15 protein-coding genes are annotated in these 14,238 nt (G+C 65.6%); 14 read left to right on the forward strand and 1 reads right to left on the reverse strand.

What is annotated here, in order from left to right; translation table 11 throughout:
• From ACFOOR_RS13010 to ACFOOR_RS13070, 13 genes are all read left to right on the forward strand, one after another.
• Positions 1-186 carry a DUF2065 domain-containing protein gene (locus ACFOOR_RS13010; protein ID WP_343163020.1) on the forward strand — a complete coding sequence of 62 codons (186 nt, stop codon included), beginning with the start codon at positions 1-3 and terminating at the stop codon, positions 184-186.
• Positions 187-297: 111 nt separating this feature from the next.
• Complete coding sequence (locus ACFOOR_RS13015) at positions 298-1,683, forward strand: Do family serine endopeptidase (protein WP_343163021.1); 1,386 nt, start codon at positions 298-300, stop codon at positions 1,681-1,683.
• On the forward strand, positions 1,680-2,606 hold the full coding sequence (gene miaA, locus ACFOOR_RS13020) for a tRNA (adenosine(37)-N6)-dimethylallyltransferase MiaA (protein WP_343163022.1): 927 nt from the start codon (positions 1,680-1,682) through the stop codon (positions 2,604-2,606). The genes ACFOOR_RS13015 and miaA overlap by 4 nt, the downstream gene beginning before the upstream one ends.
• The gene (locus ACFOOR_RS13025) at positions 2,606-3,079 is read left to right on the forward strand and encodes a hypothetical protein (RefSeq protein ID WP_343163023.1); all 474 of its coding nucleotides are present in this window, start codon (positions 2,606-2,608) and stop codon (positions 3,077-3,079) included. The genes miaA and ACFOOR_RS13025 overlap by 1 nt, the downstream gene beginning before the upstream one ends.
• Positions 3,076-4,053, forward strand: a complete 978-nt coding sequence (ilvC, locus tag ACFOOR_RS13030; protein WP_343163025.1) for a ketol-acid reductoisomerase — start codon at positions 3,076-3,078, stop codon at positions 4,051-4,053. Before ACFOOR_RS13025 ends, ilvC begins: the two co-directional genes overlap by 4 nt.
• A gap of 84 nt (positions 4,054-4,137) precedes the next feature.
• Positions 4,138-4,632, forward strand: a complete 495-nt coding sequence (locus tag ACFOOR_RS13035) for a hypothetical protein (RefSeq protein WP_343163026.1) — start codon at positions 4,138-4,140, stop codon at positions 4,630-4,632.
• Between the two features lie 44 nt (positions 4,633-4,676).
• Positions 4,677-5,390 carry a TVP38/TMEM64 family protein gene (locus tag ACFOOR_RS13040; protein WP_343163027.1) on the forward strand — a complete coding sequence of 238 codons (714 nt, stop codon included), beginning with the start codon at positions 4,677-4,679 and terminating at the stop codon, positions 5,388-5,390.
• Between the two features lie 111 nt (positions 5,391-5,501).
• Entirely contained in the window at positions 5,502-6,542 is a 1,041-nt protein-coding gene (locus ACFOOR_RS13045; RefSeq protein WP_343163028.1) for a rod shape-determining protein, read from the forward strand.
• Positions 6,543-6,574: 32 nt separating this feature from the next.
• Complete coding sequence (gene mreC, locus ACFOOR_RS13050) at positions 6,575-7,537, forward strand: rod shape-determining protein MreC (protein ID WP_343163029.1); 963 nt, start codon at positions 6,575-6,577, stop codon at positions 7,535-7,537.
• On the forward strand, positions 7,534-8,046 hold the full coding sequence (mreD, locus tag ACFOOR_RS13055; protein WP_343163030.1) for a rod shape-determining protein MreD: 513 nt from the start codon (positions 7,534-7,536) through the stop codon (positions 8,044-8,046). Before mreC ends, mreD begins: the two co-directional genes overlap by 4 nt.
• A 4-nt stretch (positions 8,047-8,050) precedes the next feature.
• On the forward strand, positions 8,051-9,910 hold the full coding sequence (mrdA, locus tag ACFOOR_RS13060) for a penicillin-binding protein 2 (RefSeq protein ID WP_343163031.1): 1,860 nt from the start codon (positions 8,051-8,053) through the stop codon (positions 9,908-9,910).
• A gap of 3 nt (positions 9,911-9,913) precedes the next feature.
• Positions 9,914-11,059, forward strand: coding sequence for a rod shape-determining protein RodA (rodA, locus tag ACFOOR_RS13065; RefSeq protein ID WP_343163032.1), 1,146 nt, complete (start codon positions 9,914-9,916; stop codon positions 11,057-11,059).
• A gap of 115 nt (positions 11,060-11,174) precedes the next feature.
• Positions 11,175-12,530 (forward strand): sodium-dependent transporter, encoded by a 1,356-nt coding sequence (locus ACFOOR_RS13070; protein WP_343163033.1) that lies wholly within the window; start codon positions 11,175-11,177, stop codon positions 12,528-12,530.
• On the opposite strand, the gene pip is transcribed toward ACFOOR_RS13070, so the two are convergent.
• The gene (pip, locus tag ACFOOR_RS13075) at positions 12,527-13,501 is read right to left on the reverse strand and encodes a prolyl aminopeptidase (protein ID WP_343163034.1); all 975 of its coding nucleotides are present in this window, start codon (positions 13,499-13,501) and stop codon (positions 12,527-12,529) included. The genes ACFOOR_RS13070 and pip overlap by 4 nt on opposite strands.
• A gap of 137 nt (positions 13,502-13,638) precedes the next feature.
• On the opposite strand from pip, the gene ACFOOR_RS13080 reads away from it, so the two are divergent.
• A complete protein-coding gene (locus ACFOOR_RS13080; RefSeq protein WP_343163035.1) occupies positions 13,639-14,238 on the forward strand; it encodes a hypothetical protein in 600 nt (199 codons plus the stop codon).

Consider the following 14,238-nt stretch of genomic DNA (forward strand, 5'->3'; position numbering starts at 1 on the left):
GTGCTTCAGACCCTTGCCATAGGCGTCGGCGTCGCTCTCTGCCTTGAGGGTCTCGCCTATGCCTTGGCACCAGGCTTCATGAAGCGGATGATGTTGCAGATGCAGGTGACGCCGGACCAGACGCTTCGTCTGGCCGGCGTCACGGCTCTGGGGCTCGGCGTGCTTCTGGTTGCCCTATTGCGCTGATGTCATTTCGCTGACGATTCCGTCACACGTGCATTCTTCGCCTTGGGTCCTGGCCGCGAAACGGCCTATAGACGTGTTCAAAAGCGTTAACGCCCATCGGAGTGTCCGCGTATGCGTCTTCTGTCCGCCCTGTTTGCCGTCCTGATCGTTGCCGCGCCGGCATCGGCGCAGCGGTTCCCGACGGAGGGCTTTGCCGATCTGGCCGAGGAATTGTCCCCGGCGGTCGTGAACATCTCGGCGGCGCAGCGCATCGGGTCAGAGGATTCCGGCATGCCGGACTTCCCCGAAGGATCGCCGCTCGAACGATTCAATGAATTGTTCGGCGATGCCCCGCGCATCGCGAACTCGCTGGGGTCCGGCTTCATCATCGATCCGGAAGGCATCGTGGTGACGAACAATCACGTCATCGACGAAGCCGACGAGGTCGAGGTCACACTGTCGGACGGGCGTACCTTCCCGGCGGATTTCGTCGGCCGCGATCCGGCCACCGACCTCGCCGTCCTGCGCATTCAGTCGAGCGAACCCTTTCCCCATGTCGAATTCGGCAATTCGGACAATGCCCGCGTCGGCGACTGGGTCATCGCGATCGGCAATCCCTTCGGACTCGGCGGATCGCTGACCGCCGGCGTTATCTCGGCGCGCGGCCGCGAGATCGGCGGTCGCTACGACGACTACATCCAGACCGATGTGGCGATCAACCGCGGCAATTCCGGTGGTCCGCTGTTCAATCTCGACGGCGATGTCGTTGCGGTGAACACGGCAATCTATTCCCCGACCGGTGCCAGTGTCGGCATCAGCTTTTCCATCCCGTCCAACCTCGCCCGGCACATCGTCGACCAATTGCTCGAATACGGAGAAACCCGCCGCGGCTGGCTGGGCGTGTCGGTCCAGCCCGTCACGTCCGGCATGGCCCCCGCACTCGGACTGACCGCCCCGCGCGGCGCGATCATTTCGCGCGTCGAGGATGGCGGCCCCGCCGCGGAGGCCGGAATCGAGACCGGTGATCTGATCCTGCGCTTCGACGGCCGCGACGTGCCGGACAGCCGCTCGCTGCCGCGCATGGTCGCGGAAACCGATGTCGGCCGCGAAGTCGTCATCGCCCTGCGCCGCCGCGGCGAGAACATGACGATCCGGGCAACCGTCGAACGCCTCGTCGAGGAAGGCGCCCCCGCCGCGCCGACGCGCCAGACGGCTCCCGCTCCGCAGCAGACTTCGGAATCGATCCTTGGCTTGACGCTCGCGCCGCTCGACGAGGCATCGCGCCGCCGCTACCGCGTCCATCCCGATGCCAGCGGCGTGCTCGTCACTGCCGTCGACCCGGAAAGCGATGCCGCCGGCAAGGTCCGCCCCGGCGACGTTATCGAGGAAGTGGCGTGGAGCCCGGTCGCCTCGATCACCGAGGTGCGTAGCGTCGTCGAGGCCGCTTCCGGTTCGGGCGAAATCCTGCTCGTGCTCAACCGCAACGGCCAGTTCGTCCTGCAATCCGTCCGCCCGTGAGTGTGCCGCCGGTCTGGCTGATCGCCGGCCCGACCGCTTCGGGCAAGACCGCGCTGGCCATCCATGCGGCCCGCCGCCTCGGAGGCGAGGTGGTTAATGCCGATTCGATGCAGATATACGCCGACATCCCGGTGCTGTCGGCGGCGCCTTCGCTCGACGAGCAGGCGGACATTCCCCATCACCTGTTCGGCGTGCTGGACGCCTCGGAGCGCGCTTCGGTCGGCTGGTGGGCGCGTGCCGCCATGTCGGCGATCGCCGAAATCCGTTCGCGCGGAAAACGGCCCGTCGTCGTCGGCGGAACCGGTCTATATTTCAATGCCCTGACGGACGGTCTGGCGGAAGTCCCGGACATTCCCGCGCAAGCGTCGCAGGCCGCAGCCCGGATTGCCGACCGCGGGGCTGATGCGCTGCGCATCGAGGCTGAGCGCCACGACACCGAAGGGGCGGCGCGCGTGCTCGGCGATGACGTCCAGCGCCTGCGCCGCATCGTCGAAGTCGGCCTTGCGACGGGCCGGCCGTTGTCATCCTTCCATGGCGACACCGTGCCGCTGCTGCAGCCGGGAGAGTGGCGCGGCGTGGTGATCGAGCCGGATCGCGAGGCGCTTTATGCCCGCATCGACGCACGGTTCGACCGAATGCTCGCCGCCGGAGCCCTTGACGAGGTCGCGGCCCTCGATCGCCGTGAGCTCGATCCCGAACTCCCGGCGATGAAGGCGCTCGGCGTGCCCCAGCTGATCGCCTTACGAAAAGGTGAGATGACGCGGGCCGAAGCGGAGGAGTACGCCAAGCGGGAGAGCCGCCGCTACGCCAAGCGCCAATACACCTGGTTTCGCAATCGCTGCGCGGACTGGCCTCGCATCGGCTCGCTCGACCCGGTCACGGCGCGAGCGGAGTTCGATGCGCTTCTTGAGGGAGAAACCTGATGATCCGCACCATGACTTCCGCCTTCGTCCTGGCTGGCGCTGCAGCCGTTTCGGCGTTCGCACAGGACGCGCAATCCGCGATTGATGGCGCCATGGAGGCTGACCGCGAATTCGCCGCGCATGCGCGCGAGCATGGCCTTGCGGCAGCTTTCAGTCGCTATGCGGCCGAGGACGGCCGTGTCCTGCGGCCCGGATCGGACGACATCGTCGGACCTGACGCCATTTTCGGAGCCAATCCGGACGGCGGCGACATGGTGCTGCACTGGTGGCCGCGCGGGGGGTATGGCTCCGAGGACGGCACGTTCGCCGTGACCTATGGCAGCTGGGAATTCTATCCCGACGGCAATATGGACGCCGCCCCTGCGGGGACCGGTGACTATGTCTCGGCCTGGCGGTTGACCGATGAGGGCTGGCGGTTTGTGCTCGACACCGGAAATTCCGACCCCGCCCCCCAGCCTCCCGAGACCGAATGACCTCACACGATCCGCTGGCCGCCCTCAGATCGCGCAAGCTCGCCATTGTCGGTTACGGCAATCATGGCCGCTCGCACGCGCTCAATCTTCGCGACTCGGGGATCACCGATATCCGCGTCGGCCTGCGGCAGGGCTCGCCCTCCCGCGCCAAGGCTGAAGCGGAAGGGTTCACCGTGGGCACGGTCGCGGAGGTGGCGGCCTGGGCGGATGCGGTCTCGATCCTCGCCGCCGACGAGGCGCATGCCGAGATCTGGGAAAACGACATCGCGCCCAACCGGCCCGCGGGGCAGGCCCTGCTTTTCTGCCACGGATACTCGATCCAGTATGGCCTGCTCGATCCCGCACCCGACGCTGACATCATCCTCGCCGCAGCCAAGGGGCCGGGCGGGGCGGTGCGCACCGAGTACGAAAAGGGTCGCGGGCTGATCGGATACTGGGCCGTCCAACGCGATGCCAGCGGCACGGCCAGGGACCTTGCTCTCGCCTATCTCGAAGGCATCGGCTGCGGCCGGGTGGGGATTTTCGAAACCACGTTCGAGGAAGAGGCGGTGTCCGACCTGTTTGGCGAACAGGCGGTCCTGGTGGGCGGTCTCGTCGCACTGGCCAAGGCGTCGTTCCAGCGGCTGACCGCGGCCGGAGTCAGCCCGCGAATGGCCTATATCGATTGCGTTCACGAGATGAAATATCTCGCCGATCTGATCCACGATCGCGGGATTGAGGGCATGTATGCCGCCATTTCCGACACGGCCGAATTCGGTGCGCGCCTGTGCGAGACCGAGCTCGCCGAAGCGCTCGGCCCTGACTTCGACCGGCTCATGGACAATATCCGGTCGGGGCGGTTCGCCGAAAACTGGAATGGCGAACACCGCGCCGGTGCCCCCCGCATGAAAGCCTGGCGCGCGGGCGACCGTGCCGAACCGGTCGAGCAGGCCGGCCGGGAGTTGCGCGCGCGTCTCAAGGGCGGCCGGGATTGAGATAAAGCCCGTGCCACATTGGTACGATTGCGCTATGCCTCGGCGCGGGAAGGGGCGTTGCAGTGAACAAGGGATAGCAACGGTATGGGATTCAAACCGGTCAAGGTTCGCCCCTATGGCGAAGCCAAAGCGGTCGTGGCGCATTTGTTCGAGGAAGCCGGCGGCGTGCCCGCCGTGATGGAGTTGCTCGATCTGTCACGCACCCGCGTCTACGCGCTCGCCGACCCCGATTCGACGAACGAGATTTCCTACGCCCGGGTGGCGAAACTGACCGAGGCCTCCGGTGCGACCGCCGCGGCCAAGGACCTGGCCTTCCTGGCCGGTGGAATCTTCATGCCGCTCGAAGCCGCGGAAGACGACAACTGGTTGACACTGGCCGGAGACGCCAGCCGCAAGCACGCTCGCAATATTGCGGCCCTGATGGACTCGCTGAGCGAAACCGAACGCTCTCCCGGCAAGATCGACAAGCAGGAAGCCCGCGAGATTCTTGAAGTTCTCGACCAGCAACTTGCCGTTCTGGCGCGGCAGCGCGCCAAGCTCGCCCGCATCGCTGCTGGCGAGGAAGACGGCGGGGCATGAGGATTGCGTTGCGATTCTGAGTCCGGGAGCGCGCAAGGTCAGGCATGAACCGCATTCTGCAATTCATCACCCATATGGATGCCCGCGCCGCGCGCGCGGCGATGGTTTCGGTCGCGCTCCTCGTCGTGGTCGGGCTGGTTTTCGTGTTAGGCAAGCTCTTCTTTGATGCCGGACCTGACGATCTCGGCGCCGTGTTCGAGGCCGCCGCGACGCATTGGTATGCCCTGCCTGCAACCATCCTGATCTATGTCCTTCTTTCCTTCATCGGCGCGCCGCAATTCGTGCTGATGGCGGCGACCGTGCTGGCTTTCGGTCCGATCTACGGTTTTGCCTATGCCTGGGTCGCGACACTGGTATCGGCGAGTGTCAATTTCTGGCTCGGCCGGTTTTTCGGGGCCGACCTGCTCAACCGGTTCGGCGGGGACTGGATGAACCGGGCATCCGATTTCGTCGGCCGCAACGGTCTGTGGGCCAGCGCGCTGGTCCGGATCGTCCCGTCGGGCCCCTTCATTGTCGTCAACATGGCTTTCGGTGTCTCGAAAGTTCCGTACTGGGCCTTTCTCGTGGGCACTTCGATCGGCATTGCGCCGAAGATTCTGGTTGTCGGACTGACCGGACAGAGCGTCATCGCGATCGTCACAGGGCAGGGTCTATTGCTGATCGCGGTAGTGGCCGCTCTGGTCGCGGTCTGGGTCGGAATGATGCTCGCGGCTCGCCGGCGTCTGCCCGCTCCACCCGCTGAGGATGAAAACACTTGACGCGTGGCTGCAAAGCCGCGCTTGCAATCGCGGGCGCTCCATCGCACAAGGACATCTCTGTCTAACGCAGCGGCGCTCTCCCCCTAGGCGCCAGGATTGTGCGCGAATCCCATGTTCTCCAGCCTTTTCGGTCTCCTTTCAGCTGACATTGCCATCGACCTCGGAACGGCCAACACCCTGGTCTTCGTGAAGGGCCGCGGGATCGTGCTCAATGAGCCTTCCGTGGTCGCGTTCAAGATCGACAAGGGACGCAAGCACGTTCAGGCCGTGGGCGCGGAAGCGAAGATGATGCTGGGCAAGACGCCGGGCAATGTCGAGGCAATCCGTCCCATGCGCGACGGCGTGATCGCCGATTTCGATGTCGCGTCGGAGATGATCAAGCACTTCATCCGCAAGGTGCATAACCGCCAGTCCTTCGTGTCGCCTCAGGTCGTCATCTGCGTGCCGTCGGGTGCCACGGCGGTCGAGCGCCGAGCGATCCATGAATCGGCGCAGGAAGCCGGCGCCCGCCGCGTCTATCTGATCGACGAGCCGATGGCCGCGGCGGTGGGCGCGGGCCTGCCGATCGACGAACCGACGGGCTCGATGATCGTCGACATCGGCGGCGGCACCACCGAGGTGGCCGTGATGTCACTGTCGGGCATCGTCTATTCGCGTTCGGTCCGCGTCGGCGGCGACAAGATGGACGAAGCCATCATCAACTACATCCGCCGCTCGGCGAACCTTCTCATCGGCGAGACCAGCGCCGAACGGATCAAGAAGGAAATCGGCAGCGCCATGCCGCCGACCAAGGGCGAAGGCCTGACTCTCGAGATCAAGGGCCGCGACCTGATGAACGGCGTTCCGCGCGAAATCACGGTGACCGAGGCGATGATTGCCGACGCGTTGTCCGAGCCGGTCGAACAGATCGTCGAGGCGGTAAAGCACGCGCTGGAGGCCACGCCGCCGGAACTCGCCGCTGACATCGTCGACAAGGGGATCGTCCTGACGGGCGGCGGAGCGCTGCTGCGCAACCTCGATTCCGAACTGCGCGAGCGGACCGGGCTGCCGGTGTCGATTGCCGACGAACCGCTGTATTGCGTCGTCCTTGGATGCGGCAAGGCGGTTGAAAACCTTAAACTTTGGCGGCCCATACTTTCAGAAGCGGTGTGAGTTGACGCGCCGCGAGGCGGGAGACCTTCCCCTTGGCGCTACGACGGCCGGGACGGCGGGAGCAGGATGACGGCGTACGCTTCTCGCGAACGCTGACCCTGACGCTGTTCATCATTGCGGCATTGCTGATCGCCTTCGACCGTCCCGATGCGCGACCGGGCTTCCTGGTTTCGTTTCGGGCGGCCGTGAGTGACATGGCTGCGCCGCTGCTTGACCTCACCGCACGGCCCCTGCGCGGCATGGGCAATATCGGGCCATACTGGCAGCGCCAGCGCGAACTTGCGGTCGAGAATGCGGAGCTTCGCGAACAGCTCACCGAAACCCGCTACTGGCGCGACCTGGCGCTGCGCCTGCGCGACGAACGCGACATCTATCGCGAGGCACTGAATCTGACGCCGGCCAGCGAGCAGGAGCGGATCGGGGCCTGGGTCCTGGCCGATCCGACGGGGCCTTTCGTGCGATCCCGCCTCGTTGGTGCCGGAGCCGGGCGCGGCGTGAGTGAGGGCGATCCCGTGCTCAATGTCTATGGACTTGTCGGTCACGTTGTCGAAGTGGGAGAGCGCTCGTCGCGCGTGCTTCTGCTGACCGACCTGAACAGCCGTGTGCCCGTCATGGCCGACCGCTCGAACGCCCGCGCAGTTCTGACCGGCGACAATACGAATTTCCCGCGTCTCGAATATCTCGGCCGCGATGCCGACCTGCAGGAGGGCGATCGCATCGTCACGTCCGGCGATGACGGAATCCTGCCCCGCGGCCTGCCTGTCGGTACTGCGGCGCTCGACCGGAACGGACGCTGGCGCGTTCGCCTGTTTTCGGACAATGCGCCGGTCGATTTTGTCTGGGTGCTGCCCTATGACCGCCTGCCGACCCCGGAAGAAGAGCCGGCCGTGACCGGCGTCATGGCCTTGCCTGAAAACGCAGCGGCACCGAATTCCGCTTCCGAGGCCGGCGAGGAACCGGCCGGGACGATCGCGATCACGGAGGACGGCGAATGAGGGCCCCGATCGAACGCCGTCCGCCGTACGGGCTTGCGATCTGGTGCGCGATCACCTTGCTGCTTGCCTTGCTGGTCTATGCGACTCCGGCGCGCCTGACGCGCTCGACCGATCTGATGCCGCTTCTGCCGCTGATCACACTCTTCATCTGGTCAACGATCCGGCCCTATTTCATTCCCCCCATCGTGATCTTCGTCGTTGGCCTGCTGCAGGACCTGTTGACCGGAGGGGCGATGGGAATCTGGGCGTTGTCCTATCTGCTCGCCCTCACGATCATGCGGGTGCGCAAGGAGGATGCGACGACGCGCGAGATGGGCCCGCTGTGGTTCCGCTTTGTCGCGACGGCCGCCATTGCCGTGATATTTGCCTGGCTGGCAGGGAGCCTGGCGAACGGTCATCCGGCACCGGTCCAGCCCATGGCGATCGAGGCTGCGGCTTCGATCCTGATGTTCCCGCTTATCGCGCTCCTCTCCGTACGCAAGCGGCAGTCGCGCGGGGCGTTCAGCTGATCCCATGCGCCACGACCGTCAGGAACAGGAACTGAAATTCACGCGGCGCACACTGCTCCTGTCTGCGGGCGGTGTTGCCGTGTTCGGAGCGCTCGCAGCACGCCTCTACACGCTGCAGATCCTTCAGGCGGAACGCTACCGCCTGATGTCGGACGACAATCAGTTCAACTTCCTGCTTGTCCCGCCCTCGCGCGGTCGCATCCTCGACCGGTTCGGCGAGCCGATCGCGGAGAACCGCGACAGTTACCGTGTCCTGATCGTTCCGGAACAGGCAGGCGATCTCGAGGCCACGCTGGACCGTCTGGGTGAACTCGTCCCGATCAGCGACCGGGAACGTGATCGCATTCTGACCTCGGCACGCCGCGCGCCGGGCTTCCGCCCGGTCACCGCGCTGGAAGATCTCGACTGGGGCGCTTTCTCGGCGGTCAATCTGCGCGCGCCCGATCTCGCAGGCGTCATCCCGAATGTTGCAGAAATCCGGCATTACCCGTCCGGCCCCGCCTTTTCGCACGTCATCGGTTACGTCCAGCCCCCTACGGAAGAAGATGCCGGGAACGATCCGCTTCTGCGGCACCCGGGATTCCGCATCGGCCGGGCGGGTGTCGAGGCCGCGCGTGAGGATACGCTGCGTGGACAGGCCGGCTCGCTCAAGGTCGAAGTCAACGCGTTCGGCCGCGTCATTCGCGAGTTGCCCGATCAGTCAGTGCCGCAGACACCGGGCGAAGACTTGCGCCTCACGCTCGACGCGGGTGTCCAGAGCTTCGCCTACGACCGCCTGACCGGCGAAAGCGCGGCTGCGGTCGCGATGGATGTCGAAACCGGCGATCTGCTGGCCCTGGTGTCGACGCCGGGCTTCGACCCCAACCTGTTCGTCACCGGCATTTCGCATACCGCCTTCCAGGCGCTGCAGAACGATGAGCGCCGGCCGCTGTTCAACAAGGCACTTCAGGGCACCTATCCGCCGGCATCGACCTTCAAGGCCGTGACCGGCCTGGCCGCACTCGAAGCCGATCTGGTCAATCCGACCGAGACCGTGACCTGCACCGGCAGTATCCGGGTCGGGGACCGGGAATTTCATTGCTGGCGCCGGGGCGGACACGGCCGGGTCAATCTGCGCGAGGCCGTGAAAACGTCCTGCGACGTCTATTTCTACGAAATGGCACAACGGCTCGGGATCGACCGCATCCATGACATGGCCCTGCGCTTCGGTCTTGGTCCGGCTCCGGACATCGGTATCGCCGGCGTGCGCGACGGCCTGGTTCCGAACGAACAATGGAAGCGCGCCCGCTATGGCCAGGGTTGGAGCCTCGGGGAAACCCTGATCACCGCCATCGGGCAGGGCTTCCTGCTCGCCTCGCCGCTGCACCTCGCGGTCATGACGGCGCGTCTGGCATCGGGCCGCGCAGTCACACCGCGGCTCTACCGCGACGAAAGGGCGCCGCTCGCGCCCATGATCGGGATTGAACCGGATCATCTCGAACTGATCCATGACGGTCTGCGCGCCGTGGTTCATGAACCGGGCGGCACTTCCTACTACACGCTGGGCGGGCTGGGCGTCGACGGCGTCGAGATGGCCGGCAAGACCGGATCGGCACAGGTGTTCCGCATCACCGAGGCGGAGCGCGCTGCCGGTGTGCGTTCGCAGGATGATCTCCCCTGGCGTCTGCGCGATCACGGCATGTTCGTCTGTTACGCCCCTGCCGACCGCCCGCGCTACGCCGTGGCGACCGTGGTCGAACACGGCGGCGGAGGGTCGCGTGCGGCAGCCCGGCCGGCGCGCGACATTCTGCGCTACATGATCGAGAACGACCCGTCGCGCGCGGGCCCCTTTGCCGCGCGCACCAGCGCGACGCGGGAGGGCTGATCGATGGCCGTCTTCCGCGACACCGTTCCGCGCACTTTCCAGGGCAAGCTCTACGAGATCAACTGGGCACTCGTCCTCCTGCTTTGCCTGCTCGGCGCGGCCGGTATCGGCATGCTCTATTCGGTCGCGGACGGCGCCTGGGACCCCTGGGCGACCCGCCATGCGACCCGTTTCGCGGTCGGGCTGGCGATGATGCTGGTCGTCGCGCTGATCCCGCCGCGCTTCTGGATGGCGATGTCCTATCCGGCCTATCTCGGCGCGCTGGCCCTGCTTCTCGGCGTGGAGTTTTTCGGCCTGACCATCCAGGGGTCGCAGCGTTGGCTGGAACTGGGGCCGATCCGCGTCCAGCCCTCCGAAGTGATGAAAGTCGCGGTGGTGATGGCGTTGGCGCGCTTCTATCACGACCTGCCGCGGGAAAAGGTCTCGGGACCGACCGGCGTGCTCGTTCCGCTGGCGCTCATCGGAATGCCGGCCGTTCTCATCCTTCACCAGCCCGACCTCGGGACCGCCTTGCTGGTGGTCGCGACGGGGGCAGTGTTGATTTTCCTCTCGGGTCTCAACTGGCGGATCATCGGTGCCGCGGTCGTCGCCGCGGCCATCGCCATTCCGCTCGCCCTCAGATACGGGCTTCAGGACTATCAGCGCGAACGGATATTCACCTTCCTCAACCCTGAAGAAGACCCGATGGGCGCGGGCTACCAGATTCTGCAGTCCAAGATCGCACTGGGTTCCGGCGGGTTCACCGGCAAGGGCTTTCTCCAGGGCACGCAATCGCATCTCAACTACCTGCCCGAAAAGCAGACCGACTTCATCTTCACCATGCTCGGCGAGGAGTTCGGCTTCGTTGGGGGCATTGCCATCCTGGCGCTCTACCTCATCGTTCTCGCCAACGCGGTGGCGATCGCGACGTCCTGCAAGTCGACCTATCTGAAGATGACGGTCATGGGCGTCGCAACGACGTTCGCGCTCTACGTCATCATCAATACCGGCATGGTCATGGGCATGCTGCCGGTCGTCGGAGTGCCCCTGCCGCTGATTTCCTACGGCGGCACCGTGATGCTCACCGTCCTCTTCGGTTTCGGTCTGATCCTCGGCGCCCACGTGCACCGCAATGTCGAACTGCCGAAGGGTGCGGGCCTGTTCGGATAGCAGCGGACTGACACGTTTGTGTCACCCCGCTTGACCAAAATCGGCGGATAGGGAAGGGTCCGGCCCCAACGGAGGGGCGCGGTCACTCGCGCCATAAAGTCAGGGGAGACAGAGTATGGCTGCGGCTCACGCGCACTGGTCGTCGCGTTTCGGATTCTTGATGGCTGCGATCGGTTCGTCCGTCGGCCTCGGTAATTTCTGGCGCTTTCCCTACACGGCAGGCGAGAATGGCGGCGCCGCCTTCATCCTGATCTACCTCGTCTGCGTGGCGCTGATCGGCTTCCCGGTCCTGATGGCCGAACTCGCGGTCGGCCGCTACGGCCAGAAGTCGGCGATCGGCTCGGTCGCCAAGGTGGCCGCCGACAACGGATCCTCCAAGCTGTGGACGATAACCGGTGTGATCGGCCTGATCGGCGGCATTCTGGTCCTCTGCTTCTATTCCGTGGTGGCCGGCTGGGTCACCGCCTACATCCTGAAAATGGCGGACGGCGAACTGCTCGGCCAGGCTCCCGAAGCCGTCGCGGCCGCCTTCGGCACCTTCACGGCAGACAGCTATCAGGTGCTCGGCTGGCATACCGCCTTCATGGTTCTGACCATTCTGGTCGTGGCCCAGGGGGTTACCAGCGGTATCGAGCGAGCAGCCTCGATCCTGATGCCGCTCTTCTTCATCATGCTGGTCGGCATGGTCGGATACGCGGCCTATGCCGGGAATTTCGGCGCCGCGGTCAACTATCTGTTTGCGGTCGACTTCTCCGAAGTCAGCGGCGCGACCTTCCTCGCGGCGGTGGGACAGGCCTTCTTCTCGATCGGTCTCGGTTCGGCGATCATGATCACTTACGGCTCCTATCTCGACCGCGACGCGAATATCGGTCAGTCCGCCGGGATCATTTCGGCCGCCGATACCGGTGTGGCGATGATCGCCGGTCTGGCGATCTTCCCCTTTGTGTTCGCCTTCACGAACATCGAACCGAATGCGGGTCCGGCGCTCTTCTTCCAGGCGCTTCCCGCGGCGTTCGCGGCCATGCCGGGCGGCAATATCGTCGGTACGGTCTTTTTCGCCCTCGCGCTGATCGCGGCCCTGACGTCGTCGATTTCGCTGCTGCAGGCGGTCGTGGCCTGGGTTGAGGAGAACTCCTCCTTCCACAAGTCGACCATTGCCTGGACGATGGGCGGCTTCATCTGGCTGGTCGGCGCGGGTGTCGCCTTCTCGATGGGCTTCTTCGACCTGCTGGACTTCCTGTCCGGCTCCATCGCCCTGCCGCTGGCCGGTCTGCTGATGGCGGTCTTCATGGGCTGGGTGGTCGACCGGAAGCTGGCCAAGGCGGAGCTGTCCCACGCCTCGCCCCTGCTGTTCGGCTTCTTCCGCTTCTCGACGCGCTTCCTTGCACCGGTGGCGCTGGTGGTCATCCTCGCCCTGGGCCTGTCGGACCGCTTTGGCTGGGGTCTCAGCGAGATGATCTTCGGCGGCTAGGAAAACTGGCGGGCAAAGGTGTCGGCGGCGCGAATGATCGCGTCGGCGACACCCGGTTCGCCGGTCGAATGGCCGGCGTCGCCGATCACCTCGAACTTGGCTTTCGATCCCCACGCCCGCGCCAGTGACCAGCCGGTCCGCGCGGGCGTGATCACGTCATAGCGCCCCTGGATGATGACGCCCGGGATATGGGCGAAGCGCGGCACGTCACGAAGCAGTTCGCCGTCTTCGGCGAAGAAACCCTTGTTGACGAAGTAATGCGTTTCCAGCCGGGCGATCGCATCGTCTCTGAGCGGATCGCGCGGTTCGGGCGGCGAAGTGGGCAACAGGCTCACCAGCGCGGACTCGTACCGGGCCCAGGCCCGCGCGTCCTCGGCGCGGGCATCGCGCGTGCCGGCCTGAAGGCGTTCGTGGTAGGCACTGACAATGTCGTCCCGCTCGGACGGAAGCAGCCGGGTCACCAGCGCCTCCCACTGTTCCGGGAATAGCGCATTCGTGCCGTCGCGGTAGAACCAGTCGAGTTCGGCCTGCGTGCACAGGAAGACGCCGCGCAGGATCAGGCCAAGGACCCGATCGGGGTGGGTTCGCGCATAGGCCAGGGCCAGCGTCGTGCCCCAGGACCCGCCCAGCACCACCCAACGATCGATGCCGAGCGCTTCACGGATGCGCTCCATGTCATCGACGAGGTCCTGCGTGGTGTTGGCGTGAAGCGCTGCATGGGGAACCGAACGTCCGCACCCGCGTTGGTCGAACAGAACCGCCCGGTAGTGTTTCGGATCGGCGAACCGCCGCAGAACCGGAGAGGCGCCGCCGCCGGGGCCGCCATGCAGAATGACGATCGGAAGCCCGTCGGCCCGTCCGCATTCCTCGACATGGAGCGAGTGACCGTCACCAACCGGCAGTTGCCGGGTTGAATAGGGGGTCACAGCCGGATACAGCGGCCGCCTGACGCCCCGTCTGGCCTGGTCCATGCATTCCCCCGTACCGCGACCAATCGCGGCTAGCGCCAGAAGTCGGGAGAGAGTATCGTGTTTTCGCTGAGGGTGGGGCAAGTGCATTGATCGTGACGGGTAACGGTATTTTTCGAGTTGTCGGACTCTGTGCCGCCTTGGCGCTGACCGCGTGCGTGTCCACGCCGCAGACAGCATCGACCGCCGACGCTGTCGCGCTGACGCAAGGCCAGTCCGACCTGCGGACATCATCCCGCCAACTGGTTACGCATTTTCAGGAAGCCGGCTGGTCCGCGAACACCGGCGGATCCTTCGGTCAGCTGGCCAACATGTTGTTGAACGGCCGCTCCGACACCGATGCGCCGACGCCGTCGGAGACCTATCTGGCTCGCATTGCGTCAGACAATTCTGACAGCAGCGCGATCTTCACCGCGCTTGATACCGATCTGGCGACAGCGGCCGGGATGGCCGGAACCGTCGCGGTGAACGCGCGCGCCATCGGCGAGGGCGGCGCGGCCGACACCGCCGCCTTGGCCGGTGACCTGACCGCCACCGAGGACGCGATCGCCTCTGTATCCCGCGCGCTCGACTTCTTCGACCAGGCCATGTCGGAAGCGGAAGGCCGGATCGAGACCGATCAGGTCATGGCCCTGCGCGCCCGCTACAGTCAGCTCCGTACGGAGTTCGACCGTCTTGGCGAAAGCGCCGACGCGATTGCCGATCGCCGCCGAGCGGTGCGTTCGGGCGCTGTCAGCTGA

Source organism: Hyphobacterium vulgare, from assembly GCF_042643335.1.
In the GTDB taxonomy this organism is placed as follows: Bacteria; Pseudomonadota; Alphaproteobacteria; order Caulobacterales; family Maricaulaceae; genus Hyphobacterium; species Hyphobacterium vulgare.